At 51.0% G+C, this 18,901-nt stretch carries 18 protein-coding genes; 11 read left to right on the top strand and 7 right to left on the bottom strand.

Annotated features, from left to right (window positions below):
* Window positions 1–30: 30 nt before the first annotated feature.
* From HBO24_RS00795 to HBO24_RS00805, 3 genes are read left to right on the top strand one after another with little or no spacing between them, the layout of a single operon-like run.
* Window positions 31–501, top strand: coding sequence for a VOC family protein (locus HBO24_RS00795; RefSeq protein ID WP_170059128.1), 471 nt, complete (start codon window positions 31–33; stop codon window positions 499–501).
* Window positions 501–1,403: a glycine betaine ABC transporter substrate-binding protein gene (locus HBO24_RS00800; RefSeq protein WP_115128213.1), complete on the top strand. Its 903-nt coding sequence runs from the start codon at window positions 501–503 to the stop codon at window positions 1,401–1,403. Before HBO24_RS00795 ends, HBO24_RS00800 begins: the two co-directional genes overlap by 1 nt.
* A 24-nt stretch (window positions 1,404–1,427) precedes the next feature.
* Entirely contained in the window at window positions 1,428–1,895 is a 468-nt protein-coding gene (locus tag HBO24_RS00805) for an Atu1372/SO_1960 family protein (protein WP_057438472.1), read from the top strand.
* Window positions 1,896–1,905: 10 nt separating this feature from the next.
* Here the strand turns inward: HBO24_RS00805 and HBO24_RS00810 are convergent, their stop codons facing one another.
* Window positions 1,906–2,559: a TetR/AcrR family transcriptional regulator gene (locus HBO24_RS00810; protein ID WP_198792122.1), complete on the bottom strand. Its 654-nt coding sequence runs from the start codon at window positions 2,557–2,559 to the stop codon at window positions 1,906–1,908.
* A gap of 112 nt (window positions 2,560–2,671) precedes the next feature.
* Between HBO24_RS00810 and HBO24_RS00815 the strand changes: the two genes are divergently transcribed.
* Both HBO24_RS00815 and HBO24_RS00820 read left to right on the top strand, forming a co-directional pair.
* Complete coding sequence (locus tag HBO24_RS00815) at window positions 2,672–3,001, top strand: lysozyme inhibitor LprI family protein (RefSeq protein ID WP_057438473.1); 330 nt, start codon at window positions 2,672–2,674, stop codon at window positions 2,999–3,001.
* Entirely contained in the window at window positions 2,998–3,615 is a 618-nt protein-coding gene (locus HBO24_RS00820) for a dTMP kinase (RefSeq protein WP_115128215.1), read from the top strand. The genes HBO24_RS00815 and HBO24_RS00820 overlap by 4 nt, the downstream gene beginning before the upstream one ends.
* Here the strand turns inward: HBO24_RS00820 and HBO24_RS00825 are convergent.
* The 3 genes from HBO24_RS00825 to HBO24_RS00835 are packed head-to-tail and all read right to left on the bottom strand — an operon-like array spanning window position 3,610 to window position 5,115.
* Window positions 3,610–3,915: a DUF6482 family protein gene (locus HBO24_RS00825; RefSeq protein WP_057438475.1), complete on the bottom strand. Its 306-nt coding sequence runs from the start codon at window positions 3,913–3,915 to the stop codon at window positions 3,610–3,612. The genes HBO24_RS00820 and HBO24_RS00825 overlap by 6 nt on opposite strands.
* A 14-nt stretch (window positions 3,916–3,929) precedes the next feature.
* A complete protein-coding gene (locus HBO24_RS00830) occupies window positions 3,930–4,640 on the bottom strand; it encodes an SDR family NAD(P)-dependent oxidoreductase (RefSeq protein ID WP_170059129.1) in 711 nt (236 codons plus the stop codon).
* Window positions 4,641–4,650: 10 nt separating this feature from the next.
* Complete coding sequence (locus tag HBO24_RS00835; RefSeq protein ID WP_170059130.1) at window positions 4,651–5,115, bottom strand: DUF393 domain-containing protein; 465 nt, start codon at window positions 5,113–5,115, stop codon at window positions 4,651–4,653.
* 168 nt (window positions 5,116–5,283) lie between these two features.
* Here HBO24_RS00835 and HBO24_RS00840 point away from each other — a divergent pair, with 168 nt between their 5' ends.
* From HBO24_RS00840 to HBO24_RS00855, 4 genes are all read left to right on the top strand, one after another.
* The gene (locus HBO24_RS00840) at window positions 5,284–5,844 is read left to right on the top strand and encodes a chalcone isomerase family protein (protein ID WP_081044247.1); all 561 of its coding nucleotides are present in this window, start codon (window positions 5,284–5,286) and stop codon (window positions 5,842–5,844) included.
* Between the two features lie 353 nt (window positions 5,845–6,197).
* A complete protein-coding gene (locus HBO24_RS00845) occupies window positions 6,198–7,388 on the top strand; it encodes an EAL domain-containing response regulator (RefSeq protein ID WP_170059306.1) in 1,191 nt (396 codons plus the stop codon).
* Window positions 7,389–7,541: 153 nt separating this feature from the next.
* The gene (locus tag HBO24_RS00850) at window positions 7,542–8,168 is read left to right on the top strand and encodes a response regulator transcription factor (RefSeq protein ID WP_170059131.1); all 627 of its coding nucleotides are present in this window, start codon (window positions 7,542–7,544) and stop codon (window positions 8,166–8,168) included.
* Window positions 8,169–10,412 carry a transporter substrate-binding domain-containing protein gene (locus HBO24_RS00855; RefSeq protein ID WP_170059132.1) on the top strand — a complete coding sequence of 748 codons (2,244 nt, stop codon included), beginning with the start codon at window positions 8,169–8,171 and terminating at the stop codon, window positions 10,410–10,412.
* Between the two features lie 165 nt (window positions 10,413–10,577).
* On the opposite strand, the gene HBO24_RS00860 is transcribed toward HBO24_RS00855, so the two are convergent.
* The 3 genes from HBO24_RS00860 to HBO24_RS00870 all read right to left on the bottom strand — a co-directional run bounded on the left by HBO24_RS00860 (window position 10,578) and on the right by HBO24_RS00870 (window position 15,542).
* Window positions 10,578–11,969: a hypothetical protein gene (locus HBO24_RS00860; RefSeq protein ID WP_170059133.1), complete on the bottom strand. Its 1,392-nt coding sequence runs from the start codon at window positions 11,967–11,969 to the stop codon at window positions 10,578–10,580.
* A 73-nt stretch (window positions 11,970–12,042) separates the two neighbouring features.
* A complete protein-coding gene (locus tag HBO24_RS00865) occupies window positions 12,043–13,518 on the bottom strand; it encodes a hypothetical protein (RefSeq protein WP_170059134.1) in 1,476 nt (491 codons plus the stop codon).
* Window positions 13,519–13,943: 425 nt separating this feature from the next.
* Window positions 13,944–15,542: a recombinase family protein gene (locus HBO24_RS00870; RefSeq protein ID WP_170059135.1), complete on the bottom strand. Its 1,599-nt coding sequence runs from the start codon at window positions 15,540–15,542 to the stop codon at window positions 13,944–13,946.
* A gap of 158 nt (window positions 15,543–15,700) precedes the next feature.
* Between HBO24_RS00870 and HBO24_RS00875 the strand changes: the two genes are divergently transcribed.
* Window positions 15,701–17,089 carry an ATP-binding protein gene (locus HBO24_RS00875; protein WP_262381498.1) on the top strand — a complete coding sequence of 463 codons (1,389 nt, stop codon included), beginning with the start codon at window positions 15,701–15,703 and terminating at the stop codon, window positions 17,087–17,089.
* A gap of 111 nt (window positions 17,090–17,200) precedes the next feature.
* Complete coding sequence (locus HBO24_RS00880; RefSeq protein WP_170059137.1) at window positions 17,201–18,400, top strand: EAL domain-containing response regulator; 1,200 nt, start codon at window positions 17,201–17,203, stop codon at window positions 18,398–18,400.
* Window positions 18,401–18,901 lie beyond the last annotated feature (501 nt).

Consider the following 18,901-nt stretch of genomic DNA (forward strand, 5'->3'; position numbering starts at 1 on the left):
CGTCTCTAATCCGCACTGTCAGGAGAGAACATGGGAGTCCTAGCGCTCGACCATTTCACCATTCGCACCGAACAATGGGGCAAGACCGCCGAGTTTTTTGAACAAGTGGTTGGCCTGTCACCTGGGCCGCGCCCGGATTTTCGTTTCCCTGGCTGCTGGATGTACGCCGGCGGCCGTCCGCTCTTGCACATCGCCAGTATCGTGGGCGGTGACAAGGATCTGCAGGCCTATCTGGGCGAGAAGCCAGGCGGCTACGGTTCGGGCGCCCTTGACCATGTCTCGCTGCGTTGTGAAGGGCTGAAAACCGTGCAGAACCGCCTGCAATCCCTGGGCATCGCCTTTCGCGAACGGGTGATTCCGCAGATTGGCGAGCACCAACTGTTTCTTGAAGACCCCAACGGCATCACCATCGAAATGATCTTTGACTATGTGCCGGGAACCCGGATTGTCGGCGAGGCCATGGCGAGCCTTGCCATTGGCCCGTCTGCGGAAGGTCGCTGATGGACTTCAAACGTCGACGTGTGATTCAAGCCCTGGGCAGCGCAGCGTTATTGGCGCCGCTGCTGGCCCGTGGCAATAACCCTGAGAGGAGCCCAACCATGGTACGACTCGGTGTGACTGATCTGTCCTTTCATCGTGCGACAGCCGCGGTGGTTGCTTCGGTATTGCAGCGCATGGGCTTTGGGGTGGAGCGTTCGTATGCGCTGCACGAGGCCAATTTCGAGCAGTTGCGTGCTGGCAGCATCGACATGATTGCCTCCGCATGGATCCCGTCCAGCCATGGGATGTACAAAGCCCGGGTGGAAGAGGTGGTCGCCACCCGCGAATTGGGCCTGCATTACACCCCGTATGCGTTGTGGGGTGTGCCCGACTATGTGCCGGTGTCGCAGGTGGACTCCGTGGATGACCTGCGCAAACCCGAGGTTATCGCCCGTATGCACACGCTGATCCAGGGGATTGGCCCGGGCGCCGGGATTACCCGGTTTTCGCTGCGGATGATGGAGGACTACGGCCTTGCGGCGGCGGGCTACCAGTTTCGCACCGGCACCCAGGAACAATGCGTGGCGGCGTTCGAGGCGCTGGTCGAGGAGGGCAGATGGGGCGTGGTGCCACTTTGGCATCCGCAGTTCCTGCATTTCCGCCATCGTATCCGTGATCTCAAGGATCCCAAGGGGCTGCTGGGCAGTGTCGACCGTGCGGTGCTGTTGGCGCGGGTTGATCGCCTGGGGCGGTTCAGCGAGGCGCAATTGCAGGTGCTCGATAACATCCGTCTGAGCAATGCGATTGTTGCCGAGTTGGATTACGCCCTCAATCGCCAGGGTAAAAGTGCGGACCAGGCGGCTGAGGGCTGGCTACTGAACAACCCGCAGACTCTTGCCTCCTGGCTGGCGCCATTGGCCTGAACACAATCAAAACAGGAACCGATCATGACCACCCCTGAATCGCGTCTGCAGGCCGCCGGCATCACCTTGCCTGTTCCCGCCCCGGCCCTGGGTAACTACGTGCCCTGGAGCATTGTCGGCAATACCTTGATGACCTCCGGGCAATTCCCCTGGATTGATGGCCGGCTGCTGTACCGTGGGCGCCTGGGCCGCGACCTGAACCTGGAGCAAGGGTATGCGGCCTGTCGCCTGGCGGCATTGAATGCAATTGCCCAGCTCAAGGATGCGGTGGGGGATTTGAGCCGTATCCGCCAGGTCTATCGGCTGGAAGGCGTACTGAATGTGGCGGAGGATTTCCATGAGCACCCCAAAGCCCTGGATGGCGCGTCTGACGTGCTGGTCGAAGTCTTCGCCGAACAGGCCCGGCATTCGCGCATGATCTGGACCAACCCGGTCATACCCATGGATGGCTTTTGCCTGGTGTATCTCTTTGCGGAAATCGACGCCCCGTAAACGGCCTTCACTACGCCTCGTTATGCAGGGCGCCATCGAGGAAGGCATTGACCCGCAGGGTAATCAGTTCGGTCAGATTCTCAGGGACGGGCATCTGATACACCCACTTGCGCACCCCCAGGTAAAAGAAGCTGCTGTGGAAGCCCCACAGCACTTCGATCTCAAGACTCAGCGCGTGTTTATCCAGCGGGGCGGTCAGTTGCTTCTGATGACGCAGCTCTTCGATGATCGTCAGGAACACCGTCTCGTGTAATTGTTTGAGATAGCGCTGGTTTAACTCCGGGTCCTGCAGGCCGGCGTACAGGAATATCCGCACCCATTCATTGCTCAGGATGGTGCGGGTATAACCGATAAAGTAATCAATCAGCCGTTCCCTTAAAGGACGCGTGCGGTCCTTGAGCTGCTGCTCCAGCTCAGGGTCCCAGCGGTTCATGAACACCTGCTGGTACACCTGTTCGATGAGTAATTGCTTACTGGGAAAGTAGCGGTAGAGCAGGGGCTGGGTGACCTGCAGCCCCTCGGCCAGCTCGCGGGTAGTCAGCGCAAAGCCTTTCTGGGCGAAGAGGGTGATCGCCCGTTCGACCATCTGCTGCTGACGATCGGCGGCCGTGAGATTTTTTCGGCCTGGCGTGGTCGCCTTGTTGCTAACGCTGATTTTTGCCATTGTTGACCTATGCAGTGCCACATCTAGAAAGCGTGACAGAATCATACGCGTTGCAGCGGTCAACGTGGGCCCGCATCGATGTGGCCATCGACACCTTTACAGGAAGACTCCTATGCATTCATTCATCCGCGCGGCGCTGTTGCCAGTGGCCATTTTCGCCATCAGCGCACACGCCCAGACCGGACCTTCGTTCAAGTGCAGCGCAAACATGGCCAGTTCCGTGGAGACGCTGATTTGCGGCAGCGAAGCGCTTTCCGCCCTGGATCGCCAGATGGCGAGCACCTACAACACGGCGCTGAAAAAGGCCGGCAGCCAGGCCAAGATGCTCAAGGCCGAGCAACGTGGCTGGATCAAGGGGCGCAACGACTGCTGGAAAGCTGACGACAAACAGGCCTGCATTCGTGACAGTTACAACCAGCGGTTGGTTGAACTGCAACAATGAATCCTCCGCTGTTTGTTTCTCTGGATGGGCCCAAGGGCACCGGCAAAACCACACTGTTGGAAGCCGTTACAAAAGTACTGAGGGCAGACGCCAAAACGGTAATCCGACTTTGCGAGAAAAAAAGCGATCCCTTTAGACGGGAAACAATGACCCTCGTTAACAAGCTGGTGAGAAATCCCTGCCGGGATCTGGAGTTGCAGGTGTGTGAACGCCTCGCGGATAGCCGTGCATGGATTTCCCGACAGGTGCTGACTAAACAACCTCCGGGCAGCATTGTGTTGATTGATCGCTGGTACCCGTCTGATGCCGCGTTTCGGCGCATAGTCCCGTTTGCAGACATTCTCCAGTTGAACATTGATCGCAACGTGCAAGTGCCAGACCTGCACGTCGGGATTGTCACCGCCCCTGAAATTTCATGGGCGAGGGCCGCAGCACGACGGCGCGGGCTGAGCAGTACTGTGATGCATACGTTGGAAGAACATGTTGCCTGTACCCAGGCGTTCGAGCGAGCGGTTGCAGATCAAGGCTGGGTTTTATGCCGCAACGAGGGAACGCTTGAAGAGGCAACATTGCAGGTGGTTTCTGAGATTTATCGCGTGCTTGCCTGCTCATAATGGCGTGGTGAGCGAAAACGGGATACGCAGCTCCTCGACAGGCCCTGAATCCCGGCCGCACATTTCGTCGTGCGCGCATTGCTGCACCAGCACGCAAGGAAATGCCGGCACGGTCTGCAGCAAGTCGCGCAGGTGGGTGGTCGACCGCAGGCGCATCGGCTTGGCCGCATCATCAAGCAGGGTGAATTGGCCGTGATCCAGGCGGATTCGCGCCAGATAAAAACCACCTTCGAGTGACAGCAACTCCAGCTCGCGTATTTCGCCCTTCGCGGCCTGTTCGATCAGTGCTTGCAAATTCAAGGTTTACTCCTTGCCTACCAGGGTAGGCGCTCACCGTTATAGGCAAAAAAATTGCCGCTGTCGGCAACAGTCAGACGGTCAATCAGCGATAACAACTCGCGGGCAGCAATGTGTGCCGGCCTGGCTGCCGAGGCACCACGAAAGGGCTGTGAAAGGCCTGAAATAACGGTGCCTGGATGCAGGCTCAGCAAGCGGGTTTGCGGGCGGGTTCGCGCCAGTTCGATCGCCGCGGTTTTAATCAACATGTTCAACGCGGCCTTGGAGGCGCGATACGCATACCAGCCGCCCAAACGGTTATCGCCGATGCTGCCAACCTTGGCCGAAAGCACCGCCATCGCGCCACGAGGGTCGAGCAGTGGCAGAAAGTGACGCAAAACAAGCGCTGGTCCCAGGGTGTTGACCTGGAACACTGCCTGAAACGCATCCGCCTCAATGGCGGAGTAACTCTTTTCCGGCTTGATTTCTTTGCGATGGAGCAGGCCCGCAGCATGCAGGATTAACTGGTACGGGGCTTCTTCAGCTAATTCGGCGGCGGCTTTGGCGATACTCTCGGGCTCTTCCAGGTCCAACCCCGGAAGACTATGACGCGTCAGTTCGCGAACAACCGAGCAGCGTGGATCTTCTTTGAGCAACTGACAAAACGCCGTGCCAAGGGCTCCACTGGCGCCTATCACTAAGGCGCGATAGCCGTCGCCAAGTGAGTTCATTTCGAAGGGGCTGTTCATGAGTAGCGCTCTAAGGCTGCCTCGTTTTCAAGGTGTCCGACGCGTCGGGTGCGTGTTGTGATTCCGGCACTGCGCAACGGTTATCGACACATCGACGTCGCCCATCCGGGTGAGGCAACCACGCCAAATGGGGGCGCAAGCGGCAGAACAGCTGATAACCGAACGCCAGCAGCGGTCGAAGTGCACGCCAGGTCAGGGGGCTGGCCCAGAATCCCAGGCCGGCGGCACGCCAGCTCCATAGCGTGGCGTCCAAGCCGTCAACCCAGCGGCCGTCGGCGAAACGGGCATGAAGTACGGACTGCATGCGCTCGAACGTAAAGCCAAGGGCCTTGGCGTCAAACTCAGCGCTGTTTAAGTCAATAAATAGCAGTCGGCCATCTGTGGCGTGTCGGCGCAGGATCTTGATTTCCCGCGCGCACAATGGACAGTTACCGTCAAAGTACAGCGTCAGTGGCCAAGGATTTTTGTTGTACATTTAACTATACCTTGTATAGGTTTTATCTAAGATAGGCCTAAAGTAACCACCTGACAATGTGCGCGATGCTTATGCGTGTTAACCACGGGCCAATGCCATCCGGCTACGCGCCCGCAATTGACGCGTGGCGAGCGCATAGGTATCCAAGAGTCTTATCGAGGTATTTGCATGGCTACGCGCAACGATAGCTTGGTCCGCCACCTTATCTGTATTGCTCTTATGCTCCAGAGCGCGGACATATTTGCCGATTGGCGTGAGGCGGTCCCCAACGCCCATCTGTTGGGCAGCGGGGATATGCGAGTATTCGGTTTCTCGGTCTACAGCGCGCAGTTCTGGAGCCCACGCCTGATCGCCGGTGAGCCGCTGGTTGCAGATGCACCTTTTGCGCTTGAACTCACCTACAGCCGCGCTATTAGCCGCGATGATCTAGTCGAGGCCAGCATCAAGGAAATCCGTCGCTTGTCCCCCTACGGCCTGAACTCAGAGCTGATGGGCCGCTGGGAGCGGGAAATGCAGCACGCGTTCGTCAATGTGCGCGCAGGCGACCGCATCACGGGCGTTTATGTTCCTGGAGAGGGCGTACGGTTTTACTTCGGCGACAACCTAAGGCGCGTGGTGAGGGATGAAGCTTTCGCCAAAGCCTTTTTTGCGATCTGGCTTGACCCCCGAACACGCAACCCGGAACTGCGAGCCCAGTTGCTGGGTGGATCCAAACCCAGGGGACGTTGAGGCATTGCACAATTGAATAAGCCGGGTTTGTCGAATCGGTGGTTAGGCAGTTCATGAACAGAACAGACCTATTAACAAGTGGGCGATGTCAGATGTTCATTAGCTGCTCGCGGGTCTACTACTGCTGACTTAATGCTTCTGAAATGACTGCGGCTGTTCATCTATTAATGTTCAGAGACTTCATTTCTCCCGCCCGTCTTAGCTGAATTTCCTAGAGTTCTCTAGACACCTTGTAATCTCGCTCCGACTTTCGCTGGGAAATTTCCTACAGCTTGCCGAGATAAATCCTTCGCTCCCGGTAATGTAGAGTCGCCAGAATTTTGACTTAAAGTCATTAGCGAGTAGTGGGCGAGATGTGCATACCCAGTGTTCTGGTTTTAGATGATCAATCGTTTCAGCGCGAAATGTTGGTGAAGGCGCTCCAGCATTTGGGCGTCAACGACATCCTGCAGGCGGGCGACAGCGAATGGGCGATGGCGCAGATAAGCCGGGAAGGTGGCGTCGATATCGTGATTTGTGACCTGAGCAGCAGCGCTGTCGACTGGATGGACGTTTTGACCCGGATTGGGGAAGGCGGAATGGCGCGCGCAGTTGCACTGTGTAGCGAACTAAAGCCGGAACTGCGTCGTGCAGTCGAACAGTTGACGTGTCTCTCGGGGTTGCAGATGCTCGGTGTCGTGGGCAAGCGCACGCAGTTGTATACGTTGCATGAAATCCTTGGTCGCTACTCCCGCCAGCAGATGGCATCGGACGTCGAGTCGGCATCCCTCTCCAGGCTCCCGAGTGAGGAGGACGTGCGGCGGGGCCTGGCTCAGGGAGAGTTCAAGGCTTGGTTCCAACCCAAATTCGATTTAAATACTTCTGCGGTGGCCGGGGCTGAGGCGTTGGTGCGTTGGCGACACCCGATCAGAGGCCTGTTGTTGCCCAGACACTTTCTGGCCGCTGTGTTGGCCTATGACCTGATCGACGAAATGCTCAAGCAAATGCTCGAACAAGGGGTGAGCCTGCTCAATACTTTACGTGGATCCGGTCACAGCTTGGAGTTGGCATTCAATCTTCACGCTTCGCAATTGGCCCACAATGACCTGATTGAGCACATTGACCATCTGTTGAAACGTCACGACTTCCCGGTTGGGACGTTGTTGTTCGAGGTGGCTGAAAACGGCTTGCTGAATTTGCCTCGCACCACCCGGGAAAACCTATCGCGCCTGCGGATGATGGGGTGCGGCCTGTCGATCGATGATTTCGGTATGGGCTTTTCATCGCTGAGTTTGCTCTGCCAACTGCCGTTCAACCAGCTCAAGCTCGACGGCCAGCTTGTTCGCGCCATCGAGGATCCGCGTACCCATGCGATGGTCACGAGTACCGTGGCGCTGGCCCGGGCGCTGAATATGAGCCTGGTGATCGAAGGCGTCGGCAGCCAGCTTATCCGCGACGGATTGGTAGCGATGGGGTGTTCATTCGGCCAGGGTTTCCACCTTGGGCGCCCGATGGACGCCGAGAGGTTCCTGGGGTGGTTGCAGGCACCTGACTCGCCCACGTGAGCACGTCACTCTCCAGTCCTGAAATAGACCGATATAACTGCCTGATTAATGAGTCTGATCGGGCAGCATAGGCCAGTGTTTTGTTCCATACTTTTGTGATGCATGGACCGCTTATCACTGGTAGTTCCTGTGGGTATAGCTGTGAGGTTCCAAATGCATAAAGCGCTGGTTGTAGACGATCACCCCTTCATTCGGGCGACAGTGAGGGCACTGCTTGAACGTGAGCAATTCGAAGTCGTTGCTGAGGCGGACAACGGCGCCGATGCCGTGCAAATGGCTCGCAAGTACGAGCCGGAACTGATTTTGCTGGACATCGCCATGCCCAGCCTCGACGGTCTGGAAGTCATCAACCGGATCGGTGCGCTGAAACTGTCAAGCAAGATCCTGGTGTTGACCTCTCAGTCTGCGGCGTTCTATGCCATGCGCTGCATAAAGGCTGGCGCTGCCGGTTATATCTCGAAAACCGATGAATTGAGCGAGCTGAGCAAAGCGATCAAGGCGCTGATGGCCGGATATACCTTTTTTCCCAACCTTGCAGGAAACTCTGTACGGCGCAGTGATATCGACTCCACCGAGCTGGAGATGATCAGAGGCCTGTCCGATCGAGAACTGATCATCTTGCAGCAACTGGCCAAAGGTATGAGCAACAAAGAAATCGGTGATGCCATGTTGTTGAGTAACAAGACGGTCAGCACGTATAAAACCCGCTTAATTGAAAAGCTCAATGTGAGGTCGGTGGTGTATCTGGCTGATTTTGCCAAGCGCAATAACCTGATCTAGATGAAAACTCTCCTGCGTTGCTTTGGACTGGCCGTCTGTCTGCTCTGCCAGTTGGGGAGTGTTTCGCCGGTACAGGCTGAGGTGCAAATCCTTAACCTCTTCGGTCGCTCGAATGGCGAACGTTCTTCGGTCGTTCTGGATGAAGAGGACTGGCGCTGGTTGCGCGACAAGGACTCACTGCGTCTGGGGGTATCGCTGCCGGAGAACGCGCCCTTCGGCATGATCACCGGTGGCCAGGATTACGAGGGCATCACGGCCGATTATGCTGCGCTGCTTGCCGGCATGTTGCACATAAAGATCGTAGTGCTTCGTTATGATTCCAGCGCCGAGGCGATGCAGGCACTCAGGAACGGCGAGGTGGACCTGCTGGGCACTGTCAATAGCTTCGATGGGACAGATCCGGATCTGGCGCTCACCAGTGCCTATGTGCAGGCCCCGTTAGTGCTGGTGACGCGCAGTGGCACCAGCAAGGTGTTGCCGCCCGACCTCGCAGGCAACCGCCTTGCTATCGTTGATCACGCTCTGCCAGCGGATGCGATCACCGCGAACTATCCCAAGGCTGCGCTGCAGCCTCACCCATCGGCCCAAAGCGCTATCGGCGCAGTAGCCTTCAACAAGGCGGATGCTTATCTGGGCGATGCCGTCAGTACCCACTATCTGGTCGGCAAGTACTTCCTCAATGATGTCTACCTGACGACGTTGTCGGGTGTGTCCACGCAGTTCTCATTCGCCCTGAATCAGCGCAACAGTCGGCTCTTGCACATCATCAATGCTGCGCTGGAGGTGATCCCTATCAGCGAGCGTGTGACGATTCTGCATCGGTGGGGAGCGGGGGACCTGAATGTTGCCAGCCTCGACCCGCTCCAGTTCACAGACACCGAGCAGCGCTGGTTGCAGAACCATCCTCGCCTGACTGTGGCCGTCAACGACGGTCTTCCGCCTGTCTCCTTTTTTGATGGACAGGGGGAGTTCCGGGGGATCGGCGCCGAAGTGCTGGCCAAGGTCAGCCAGCGCACCGGTCTGAAATTTGATGTCGTGCGCAGCAACTCCATGCAGAAGCTGGTCGATAAGATCCGGTCCGGTGAAGCGGATCTGATCGTCGCCTTCACCCCCAGTAGCGCCCGTGAAGGGCAGCTGCGGTTCACTCGGCCTTATCTGACGAGCCCGTTTGTGCTAATCACGCAGGACGGCCCGGACACACCGCAATCGCTGGAAGGCATGGTGGGCAAACGACTGGCCATGCGTAGCGGCAATCCGCTGCAGGATTACATTCGTGAGACATTCCCGGGCATCCAGTTGATCGAGACACCGACGTCGGCGCAGGCGTTGGCGTTGGTGGACAAGGGTGATGCGGACGGCGCCCTCAACTCGCTGATCAACGGGCGTTACATGATTCTGCGTGAATACCGCGATCGTCTGCGTGTGGCCTGTCTTGTCGGTCCTGTGTCGGCACCGACCGGGTTCGCCACCGATCGCGGGGCGCTGGAGCTGTACTCGATTCTGGACAAAGTTCTGCAAAGCATTCCTCCGGAGGAACTGGATGAGCTAACGAGACGTTGGCGCCACGACGTGGTGATCGATAACGACAGTTGGCTGCATTACCGCTCGGCGGTCATCCAGGGATTTGTCATCTTCGCGCTGTTTTTGCTGCTGGCGCTGGTCTGGATTGTCCGTCTGCGCAAACGGGAGTCCACCCGGGAAAAGGCCGAACTGGCGCTCAATGACCAGATGGAATTCATGCGTGCCTTGATCGATGGCACGCCCCATCCGATTTACGTGCGCGACTGTGAAGGGCGACTGATCAGTTGCAACTTGGCTTACCTTGACGCGCTGGGCCTGCCCCGCGAAGCCGTGATCGGTAAGCGACTGACCGAGAGCACGGTCGTTGGCCGCGCCGATGCTGAGACATTCCAGGCCGAATACCTCCAGGTCATGGAGAGCGGCACGCGATGGATTAAAGATCGCACCTATGTCCACAGCGATGGAGTGGTGCACACGGTGTATCACTGGATGCTGCCGTATCACACCAGTGAAGGTGTGGTGATGGGCATTATTGCCGGCTGGATCGACATCAGCGACCGTCAACGCCTGATGGATCAACTGCAGAGCGCCAAGCAAAGTGCAGACGACGCCAATCGGGCAAAAACGACCTTTCTGGCGACCATGAGCCATGAAATCCGCACGCCGATGAATGCAATGACTGGCGGGAATTGTATAAATGAAGAAACTGCTGTTTGGTGTTGAAAAAAGAACTCACGCTTACAGCGTCAAAGATTAGAGATAATTAGATATTTCATTCTTAGATAATCAAAAAAATGGCTTGGCTTTTGATTTTTGAAGCAGAAAGAAGAAAAAAACCTATTCATATTAGTAGTAGACCAAAACAGTTCGCACCTTTTTAGGGCGCTTTTAAAGTTCACCCCTCTTTTTTAGTTCGTAATATTTTGTCTTTCCAATGCCTAATTCTTTCCAAGGCTGTTTTTTTGCTTCGCTTTCATTTTGTGGTTTCATTCCCGCATCTAATCTTTTTTTAGCTCTTCTTGAATTCTTTTCAGATGCGCTGATAATTGTTTTTAGCTTCTTCTGCTCTTCATCAGTGATTTGAAAAATATCAATTAAAGTTTGATTTTTCGGCGTGTATAGATTTGAAAGCTTGAAATATTCATCGTTTTGTTTTACGATTTTCTTGTATCCATCATTGTGTTTTTTAACTTTATTTTCAAGTGTTGAAAGTTCTTCAAAAGACCACTCGTGTTTTTTGAAATTTAATTTTTCTGCGATTTCATATGCATCACTTTCAAAGTCTACAAAATTAGTAGAGCCACACAGCGCTTTGAAATTTAAAAGCCAGAACAAGAATGACATACGAGAATTTTCGACATTACCATTTCTGAGTTCTATCAATTTTTTTAAATCGTCATATCTGGCTTTTGCTAAAATCGGCCCGCTCAAAGTCTTTTTGGGAGCTTTTGATGAGTCTCTTTTGACAAGCAAAAGCTTTTGTTTTGCTGGCTTTTCTTGCTTTTCAGTTTCATCATCGACGACTTTTTTAGATCTCGATTTTGTTGGCTTCGCTGGTTCTGGTGTGTAGAACTGACTGAAAGACTCAAACAAGTCGTATGCTGATTTTCTTTCATCATTAAAATAAATAACTTCGCATTTTCTGCCAGTCTTACTGTTTATAGAACCCGGAAGGCGCAAAACTCTTGAAGCATCAAGCGCCTTTGAGTCAGCACCCAAAAAGCTAAAAAGCTGATTTATTGATTTTTGTGCGATTTTATATTTATCAAGAGTGAATTCATATTTATTGCATTTTTCAGAAAAAAGCCATTTCAGATAAAAACCGTTTCCGCTGTATATCATTATGTTTGGCTCTGGTATTTTATTCTCAAAGCAATAATTTAGGACTTTTCCAATGAAGTCTTCTTTTGATATGTCTTTAAATTCAGTGTGGTAAATGTCTAAATCGCTGTAAAACATGGTCGTATAAAGCAAGTTTTCAAGCTTTCTTGTGAATGTAAATTGGTTTACCGTTGCATACACATCAACAACATTCTTCAATGATGACAATGTTTCTGTGAGTTTTGAAAGCGAGCTATTAGAAGTAGATGCTTCTTTTACTTGGTTAGTTTTTTTATCAAAGTAAGCGAAGATTTTGTTTTTTGAAAAGAAATGAATATATGCACGTTTCTTTTTATCAGTATTATCGTGATAAAATAGAGGCTCAAAAATATTTTCGAAATTTTTTGATAATTGATTTGCATTTTTAGAATAAATGCTATAATTGAAGTGTAAAGTCATTTGTTATATAGTTTGTCGTAGAATCATTATAACAAAAAAATGGTAAAATCAAGTCTCGAAAGAGACTTTTTTACTATTTGGGCTTAGATAATCTTATGCCATGAAGTTTGCTCGCATTAGAGTTACTCAAGTTTTCGGCTGTTTTGTTTATTATATCGTCAGCAAAATACTTCTCATAATCTGTTTCAAATCCATGATATTTTTTAACGACCTCATTTCTGGCTATTTTTTGTGTTTCTTCATGGGAGTCGAAAAATGTTTTTATGTATGTAAAAACAGTGTCTCTAAAATCAAGCATCCTTTCTTTGAATTTATCCAGAAATTCATTTTTTGATTTTATTTCGCTGTCGAGACGACCAATGGTTTTATTCTTTTCTGTAATGCTATCCGCCAATTTATTATTAGCATTTGATAAGATTAAATTACTCTGCTCTAAACGCTCGCTTTGCTCTTGGAGGTCGTTTATTTGAGCATTGTAAAAGCTGAACTGACGTTCAATCTTCGGCTTTTTTGCATCCTCTTCAATAAGTGCCATGCGTGCATTATGTTCATCAGTCTTCTCTAATTTCTTAACTTGAACATTTTGAGGTGCAAGAATTTTGTTCGTATGTTGATAAAACAAGGTTTGAAAATATTGAGCTTGAAGCTTCTTTGTTTTATAAGAGCGAATTGAAAAATCAAGCTTCTCTGCTTCTGGATAATCAATTTTAATTTGTTCAATGTGGTCATTTACAAATCTATTTTGAGCAGCGAGCAAATCATACTTTTTAGTTTTTTTGTTCTGTGCATCGACAAATATATGAGGATGATTGCCTACTTCATCGCCATGAAAGACAATCAATTGAATTGGATAATCTGGAAAATTGTTTTTGTAGAATGAGCGGATATTATGAATCATATCTTTGCCACTCATTTGAAATTTATTACCAACGGGGATTTTGAAAAAAGCTTCTTGAACAAAAACCTTACTTCGTGAAATGTCAGCCTTGCTTTCAATCACTTCATTGTGAAGTTCTAAAAATTTTCTGACGGTTTCTGTCTTCTGATTTTTGCGAGCAAACTCGAAAGTCGATAGTTGGTCGATCTCGTTTTTAATTGAAAAAATATCTTTTTGGTCCAATATCTTGGCAAGATAATTTTTCAATGGGTCGTCATTTCCAGAGATGGAATTATGCCACTTATTTATTTTTGCTTTGTATTTGCTGAGCGAAGAAATAGCATCAGATTTGTCATCTTTCGCCTTCTGCTCATCATTCATTTTGTTGATAAAACTTCCTTGGATTTCTTTCTTCTGCTCATCAGTCAATGTATTGAGCCTAACGAAATCTGCGCCAGTTAGCTGAGGTGCATAGACCCAATTGTGATCAGACTTTGATTCGTCCCACTCGAGTTTTTTCGTTTCAGATATTTTGTTATTTGGGTTTGGATTGATGCGAAGTGAGTGCGCCAAGGACTTCAATAGTTGTGCTTTGCCTATGGCCTTACCGTTTGAGTCTTTCACATTTTTGTAATTCAAATGTCTGTAAATCATTGTTAATGTTTTTGTCATTTTGTCACCGATGGTTTTAGTTTTTGTGTTTTCCTTCTGTTGGATTTTGAAAAAAATAATGAGCGATATAGCGATATTTTTTTTCTAAATCAGTGTTAGAAATTGATTGAAAATTAGAACGAGAGTGAGAATTTTAAATCAGTTTCGTATAGGGCTTTTTGCTCTTGCTTTTGCTTTTCGCTTCTGTCTCAACGACAAGTTGCGAGCTAACACGAAACCGCAAGCACGAAGTGCGTCTTTTGCGAAGCAAAAGTGTGGTGTAGTGTATAGCGAGTTACTTAAAGCTCTCTAATTTAATAATAGCATTTGGAATTGCTAAAAATGACCGTTAGCAAAAGTATTTGGATATCTGCTTTAAAAGCAAAGCAGAAGAAAAAGCCAGATTTTTAATCTGGCTTTTTGTTGTGCTGAATACTTTGAGAAAGCTATTTTAGATGTGTGTAGTTTCGTGCTGTGTAATCGCTCGCAGTAACATCAATTGTGTCTATGTGTTTGTCATCGTGATAAATGTCGAGAGTGAAAAATTTCTTTTTCACTGGCGTGATTATTAGTTTAATTTTTTGTGAATGAAGAAAATTGTTGATCTTAATTCGACCTTTTTCTGTCATCAATAGATTGTAAATTTCAATGACATTCAAGTCTGATTTCGATGACAGATGCATCGAAATAATTCTCTGATTTAGTTTGTTCTCATCAGCTTTGAGCTTGTCTAATTCCTCACTCACTTCGTCAATTCTTTGAGTGATGTATTTGCGTGCGCTGTCAGATGAGCTTTCAAGAATAGCGAAATTATTTGCTAATGCTTTTTCTTTGAGAACTATCAAGCCAGAAATTTCTTGATGCTCTTTTTCAAGCGCCTTAACATCGTCGTTTTTTGAAATTATTTGATGAAACGGAATGAGTGATTGATACGCCAAAAATATCTGTTCAACTAATGCATATCTGTATCTAACGCTTTTATTTTTTTGAGCGAACTTGCACTTATGAACTGATGAAGCATTACAAACTAAATCGACATAAAAGTTTTTCTGTGCGTGAAACCTGAATGTCGAACCGCATTTACAGAAAACCAAACCCCTCAATATATTTTTAAAATCAGAAGCTTTTCGACCTGCGAGCCGAGGCTCTTGTCTCTCTTTGAGTTTTGCGCTTATACGATGAAATTCTGCTTCGCTGATAATTGCAGGATAGTAGTTTTTAATCTCTTTGTTAAAGACTGTTCTGTTGCCTTGCTCGTCATTTTTCATTGATAAAAATGAGCCATAAATAGAATGCTTGTGTAGAGTTTTACCTACTGTGCTCTCTGTGTATTTTCGAGCGTGATTTTCTTTGTTCAGTTCTTGCGCAATTGCTTGGAAACCAAAATCGAAACACAGTTCAGTCATTCGTTTAACTGCTTTTGCGTGTTCGTTCAAGACGAATTTATTATCAATGAATGAAATCCAAAACGGGCATCGTTTTGTGATAATTCCGCCTTTTTCACCCTTGATTAAGTTTCTCGCTTTTGCGTCAGAAATTCGTTCAGACTTTGCACGACTTTCGTCATTTGCTCGTTCCAGAATATTTTGAATGAGGCTAATATCGACACTACTGTCTTTTTTTCTTTTAGAGTAAAGTCGATTATCGAAAAGTGTATAGATTGCACAATCTGCTTGAATGATTGAGATAATCAGTTCAAGAGCGTCATAACCACCCACACGACTAATTCGGTCAAAACTTTCAACAAGTAGCAGAGCATTGGGAAGAATTTCTTTTGATTTGATGCGCTCGACGAACTTCGCTAATTGTCCAGATTTTAAATTTTTGCCCTTGAATGCCGAAACGCCTAAATCTTGATAGCGCTCAATCTGTCGAGCCTGGGGATACTGCTCGAAAAAGCTATTGAGCTGTTCAAGCTGTCGAACCTCGCCAAAGCCCAGAGCTTGGGCTTTCGACGAAAAGCGTATGTAGCTGTATACGTTGATCGTTTCGTCGTCTCTGAACACGTCAGAGAAGGCACGAGGCAGTGATTTTTTGATAGTCATAATGCTCTACAAGCCCCGAAAATAAAGGATTGTAGCATTTTATACAAAAAGCGCTTGTCATTGCCGTGATCGGCATGCTCGAACTGGCGATGAAGAAGGCCGATCAAGGCGTCATGGATCGCTTCGCCATCGAAGTGGCCTCAGGCGCAGCCCAGGGGTTGCTGGACCTGATCGGCGATATTCTCGACATTGCTCGGATTGAATCCGGCCGCCTGTCCCTGACGCCGGAGCGGGCCAGCCTGCGTGAGCTGGTCGAGTCGGTGGTGCGCATGTTCGACGGCGTGGCACGGCAAAAGGGTGTTCGACTATTGTTGGATTTCGACCTCAAGGCCTGTCGCGATGTATTAATCGACCCGCTGCGTTTCAAACAGATACTGTCCAACTTGTTGAGCAACGCGATCAAGTTCACTGACGAGGGCGAGGTGCGCTTGAGCGTTCAGGCGATACTGAGCGCGTGTGGTGAGCGCCTGGCGATTCATATTCAGGTGAATGATACCGGTATCGGTATTTGCGCCGAGGATCAAGCGCTGTTGTTCAACCCGTTCGGCCAGGCCCGCAATAATCATCAGTCGGCGCGGGGTGGCTCGGGGTTGGGGCTGCTCATCAGCCGTACCTTGTGTGAAATGATGGACGGGCATTTGCACCTGACCAGTCTGCCCGGCAAGGGCACGCAGATTGATATCTGCCTCGACCTTATGATCCTGCAACCCGTGCCTGCTACCGAGCGCTCGGTCGCTAAAATCCCGGACCAGATGAGCGTACTGAACATCCTGGTGATCGACGATTACCCGGCCAACCGATTGCTGCTCTCGCAGCAATTATCCTACCTTGGTCACAGCGTCAGCGACGCCGAGGACGGCGCCCATGGCCTGCGAGCCTGGCGAAATGGCCATTTCGATGTGGTGATCACTGACTGCAGCATGCCAGTCATGAACGGTTATGAATTGACGCGGGCCATCCGTGACGAAGAACGCTCATCGGCGGCGCAACCTTGTCTGATCCTCGGTCTTACCGCCAATGCACAGCCACAGGAAAAAGACCGCTGCCTGGCAGAAGGGATGGATGACTGCCTGTTTAAGCCGATCAGCCTGAGTGATCTGAGTGCCCGGTTCGCCTGCGTACAGCCTAAGGCGGATTCACCGATGAAGGGCGCCGTGGGCCCTGTTGTCGAGGGCGACATCGACCTGAGCAGCCTGCAGCAACTGAACCACGGCGATCAAACCGCAGTCAGGAGGCTGCTGAGGAATCTGGCCAGCAGCAACGAAGAGGACATGCTGCGGCTCATCAAGCTGTTTGGCGAACACGACTTGTTAGGCCTTTCCGCGCTCGCCCACCGGGTCAAGGGCGGGGCGCGGATTATCAAGGCAGGCATTCTGATTCAGTGTTGCGAGCGGTTGGAGGAGGTCTGCAGGAGGGCTGACAATGCTGCGCTGACAGAAACCGTGGATGCGTTGCAACAAGCGATGGAGCGATTGGGGCATACGTTGGAGCAGCACATAGCTGATCCGGAAGCGATCGAGAAGGGGGGCAGTGTCGACGTCGATTAGAAGCTGGTCTCGCCACTGGGAAAATTCCTACATCTGCAGGGACGTTTCCTAACGATACCTGCTGGCTCGGCACGGACAATAGGCTCATTCCTTTCAAAGTGAGCGGCTTCCATGCACATGCTCCCTCTTCGCATTCTGGTTCTTGTCGACACGCCTTGCAGTGGCTCAAAGTTGGCTAACCGCCTGCGCCAGGCCGGGTGCCAGGAAGTCTTTGTGGCCACCCAGAGCGCGCCAGCTCTCGCGTTCCTCGAGCAGAACGGTTCAGTGGATATCACGCTGTGCGATTTGCCTATGGAAAGTGCGGGCGCACAGGATCTTCTGCAGACCATGGGCCGATCCGGGCTGACAGGGCCGATTATCATCAGCCGTACGCTGTCGGCCGATACGCGCAGTATGCAGGGGCAACTGATTTCGCTGCTCGGCATGGCGCTGCTGGACGATATCAGTAAGCCTTTGCAACCTGAGGCGTTACAGCTTTTACGGGCCAAACACTTGAACGAGCCTATTAACGAATCGGGTGTGCTGCCTGTCGTGCCTGCCACCGAGGAAGAGGTGCGTCGAGCGCTCGCCGGCCATCAACTGCACACCTACTTTCAGCCTAAGTTCAATCTGCAGACAGGTGAGGTGTGCAGTATCGAAGCCTTGGCGCGTTGGCACCATCCGTTCAAAGGGGTCTTGCCACCGTCGGTGTTCATGCCGGTTATCGAACGGTGCGGATTGCTCGATGAGTTGCTGTTCCAGCAGCTGGAACACTGCTTGAGGCTCCAGCGCCAAGCAATCAATCAGGGCTTTGCCCTGAATGTCGCGCTCAATCTGCACGCGGAGCAACTGGTCAAACCGGAACTCACGGGCCAGATTCAGAACGCCTTGATGGCACATGATCTACCGGGGTCGGGGTTGACCTTTGAGTTGACCGAAACGGGATTGCTCGAAGAGCCGGCGATCAGCCTGGAAAGCCTGGTGCGTCTGCGAATGATGGGCTGCAGCCTGTCGATCGATGATTTCGGTGCGGGGTTTTCTTCGTTGCAGCGGCTGTGCCAGTTGCCGTTCAACGAAATCAAACTCGACGGCGAGTTCGTGCGCGGGCTTGAACATGAACCGCGTCGTCGCGCTGTGATCAGTAGCACGCTGGCCCTGGGTGAGGCGCTGGGCATGTCGGTGGTGGTCGAAGGGATCGAAACCGAAGAACAACGCAAAGTGCTGCTGGAACTGGGGTGTAAGCAAGGGCAGGGCTACTTGTGTGCACGGCCGATGTCGGCGGCCAGTTTATTGAATTGGCTGGAACTTCAGCGAGGGATAACAGCAAGTTAGTGAGCGCGTCACTCAATGCGCACTGCTTGAACTTATTCAGAAAACGCATAACGCCAAAGAACCTTTATTACCTGTTCTTTGGCGTTTTTTTTTGCGTTTGGAAGGGCGTTATTCATGTTTGTTTGCTGGGAAATTTCCTACAAATAGCAGGAAATTTCCTGACTTAATCCGCGCAGGCAGTCGAGAAAATACGCTTACTTAATTCCATTGTGTTGCCTGCTCGCTACGTCAGCGAAGTTCGATTCTCGTCGTTTGTAGAGGGGATTCGATGTCTGTCGACGAGGCTCTGTATCCGCAATCGAATTGAAGGCGGAAGTCATCACGCAATGGATGACTCGGATATCGGAGGCTGGCCTGATGCCAGTTCAGTTATGAATAAAGTCTTTTCGGTTGTATGGAATACTTCTTTACGCTGCTGGGTAGTGGCTTCGGAACTTGCCAGCAAGAAGACAAAGAGTGGGTCGGCGGGGCAGCGTAAGCAGGGGGTTAACCCACTTCTTG

The organism is Pseudomonas sp. WS 5410 (assembly GCF_012985645.1).
GTDB lineage: Bacteria > Pseudomonadota > Gammaproteobacteria > Pseudomonadales > Pseudomonadaceae > Aquipseudomonas > Aquipseudomonas shahriarae.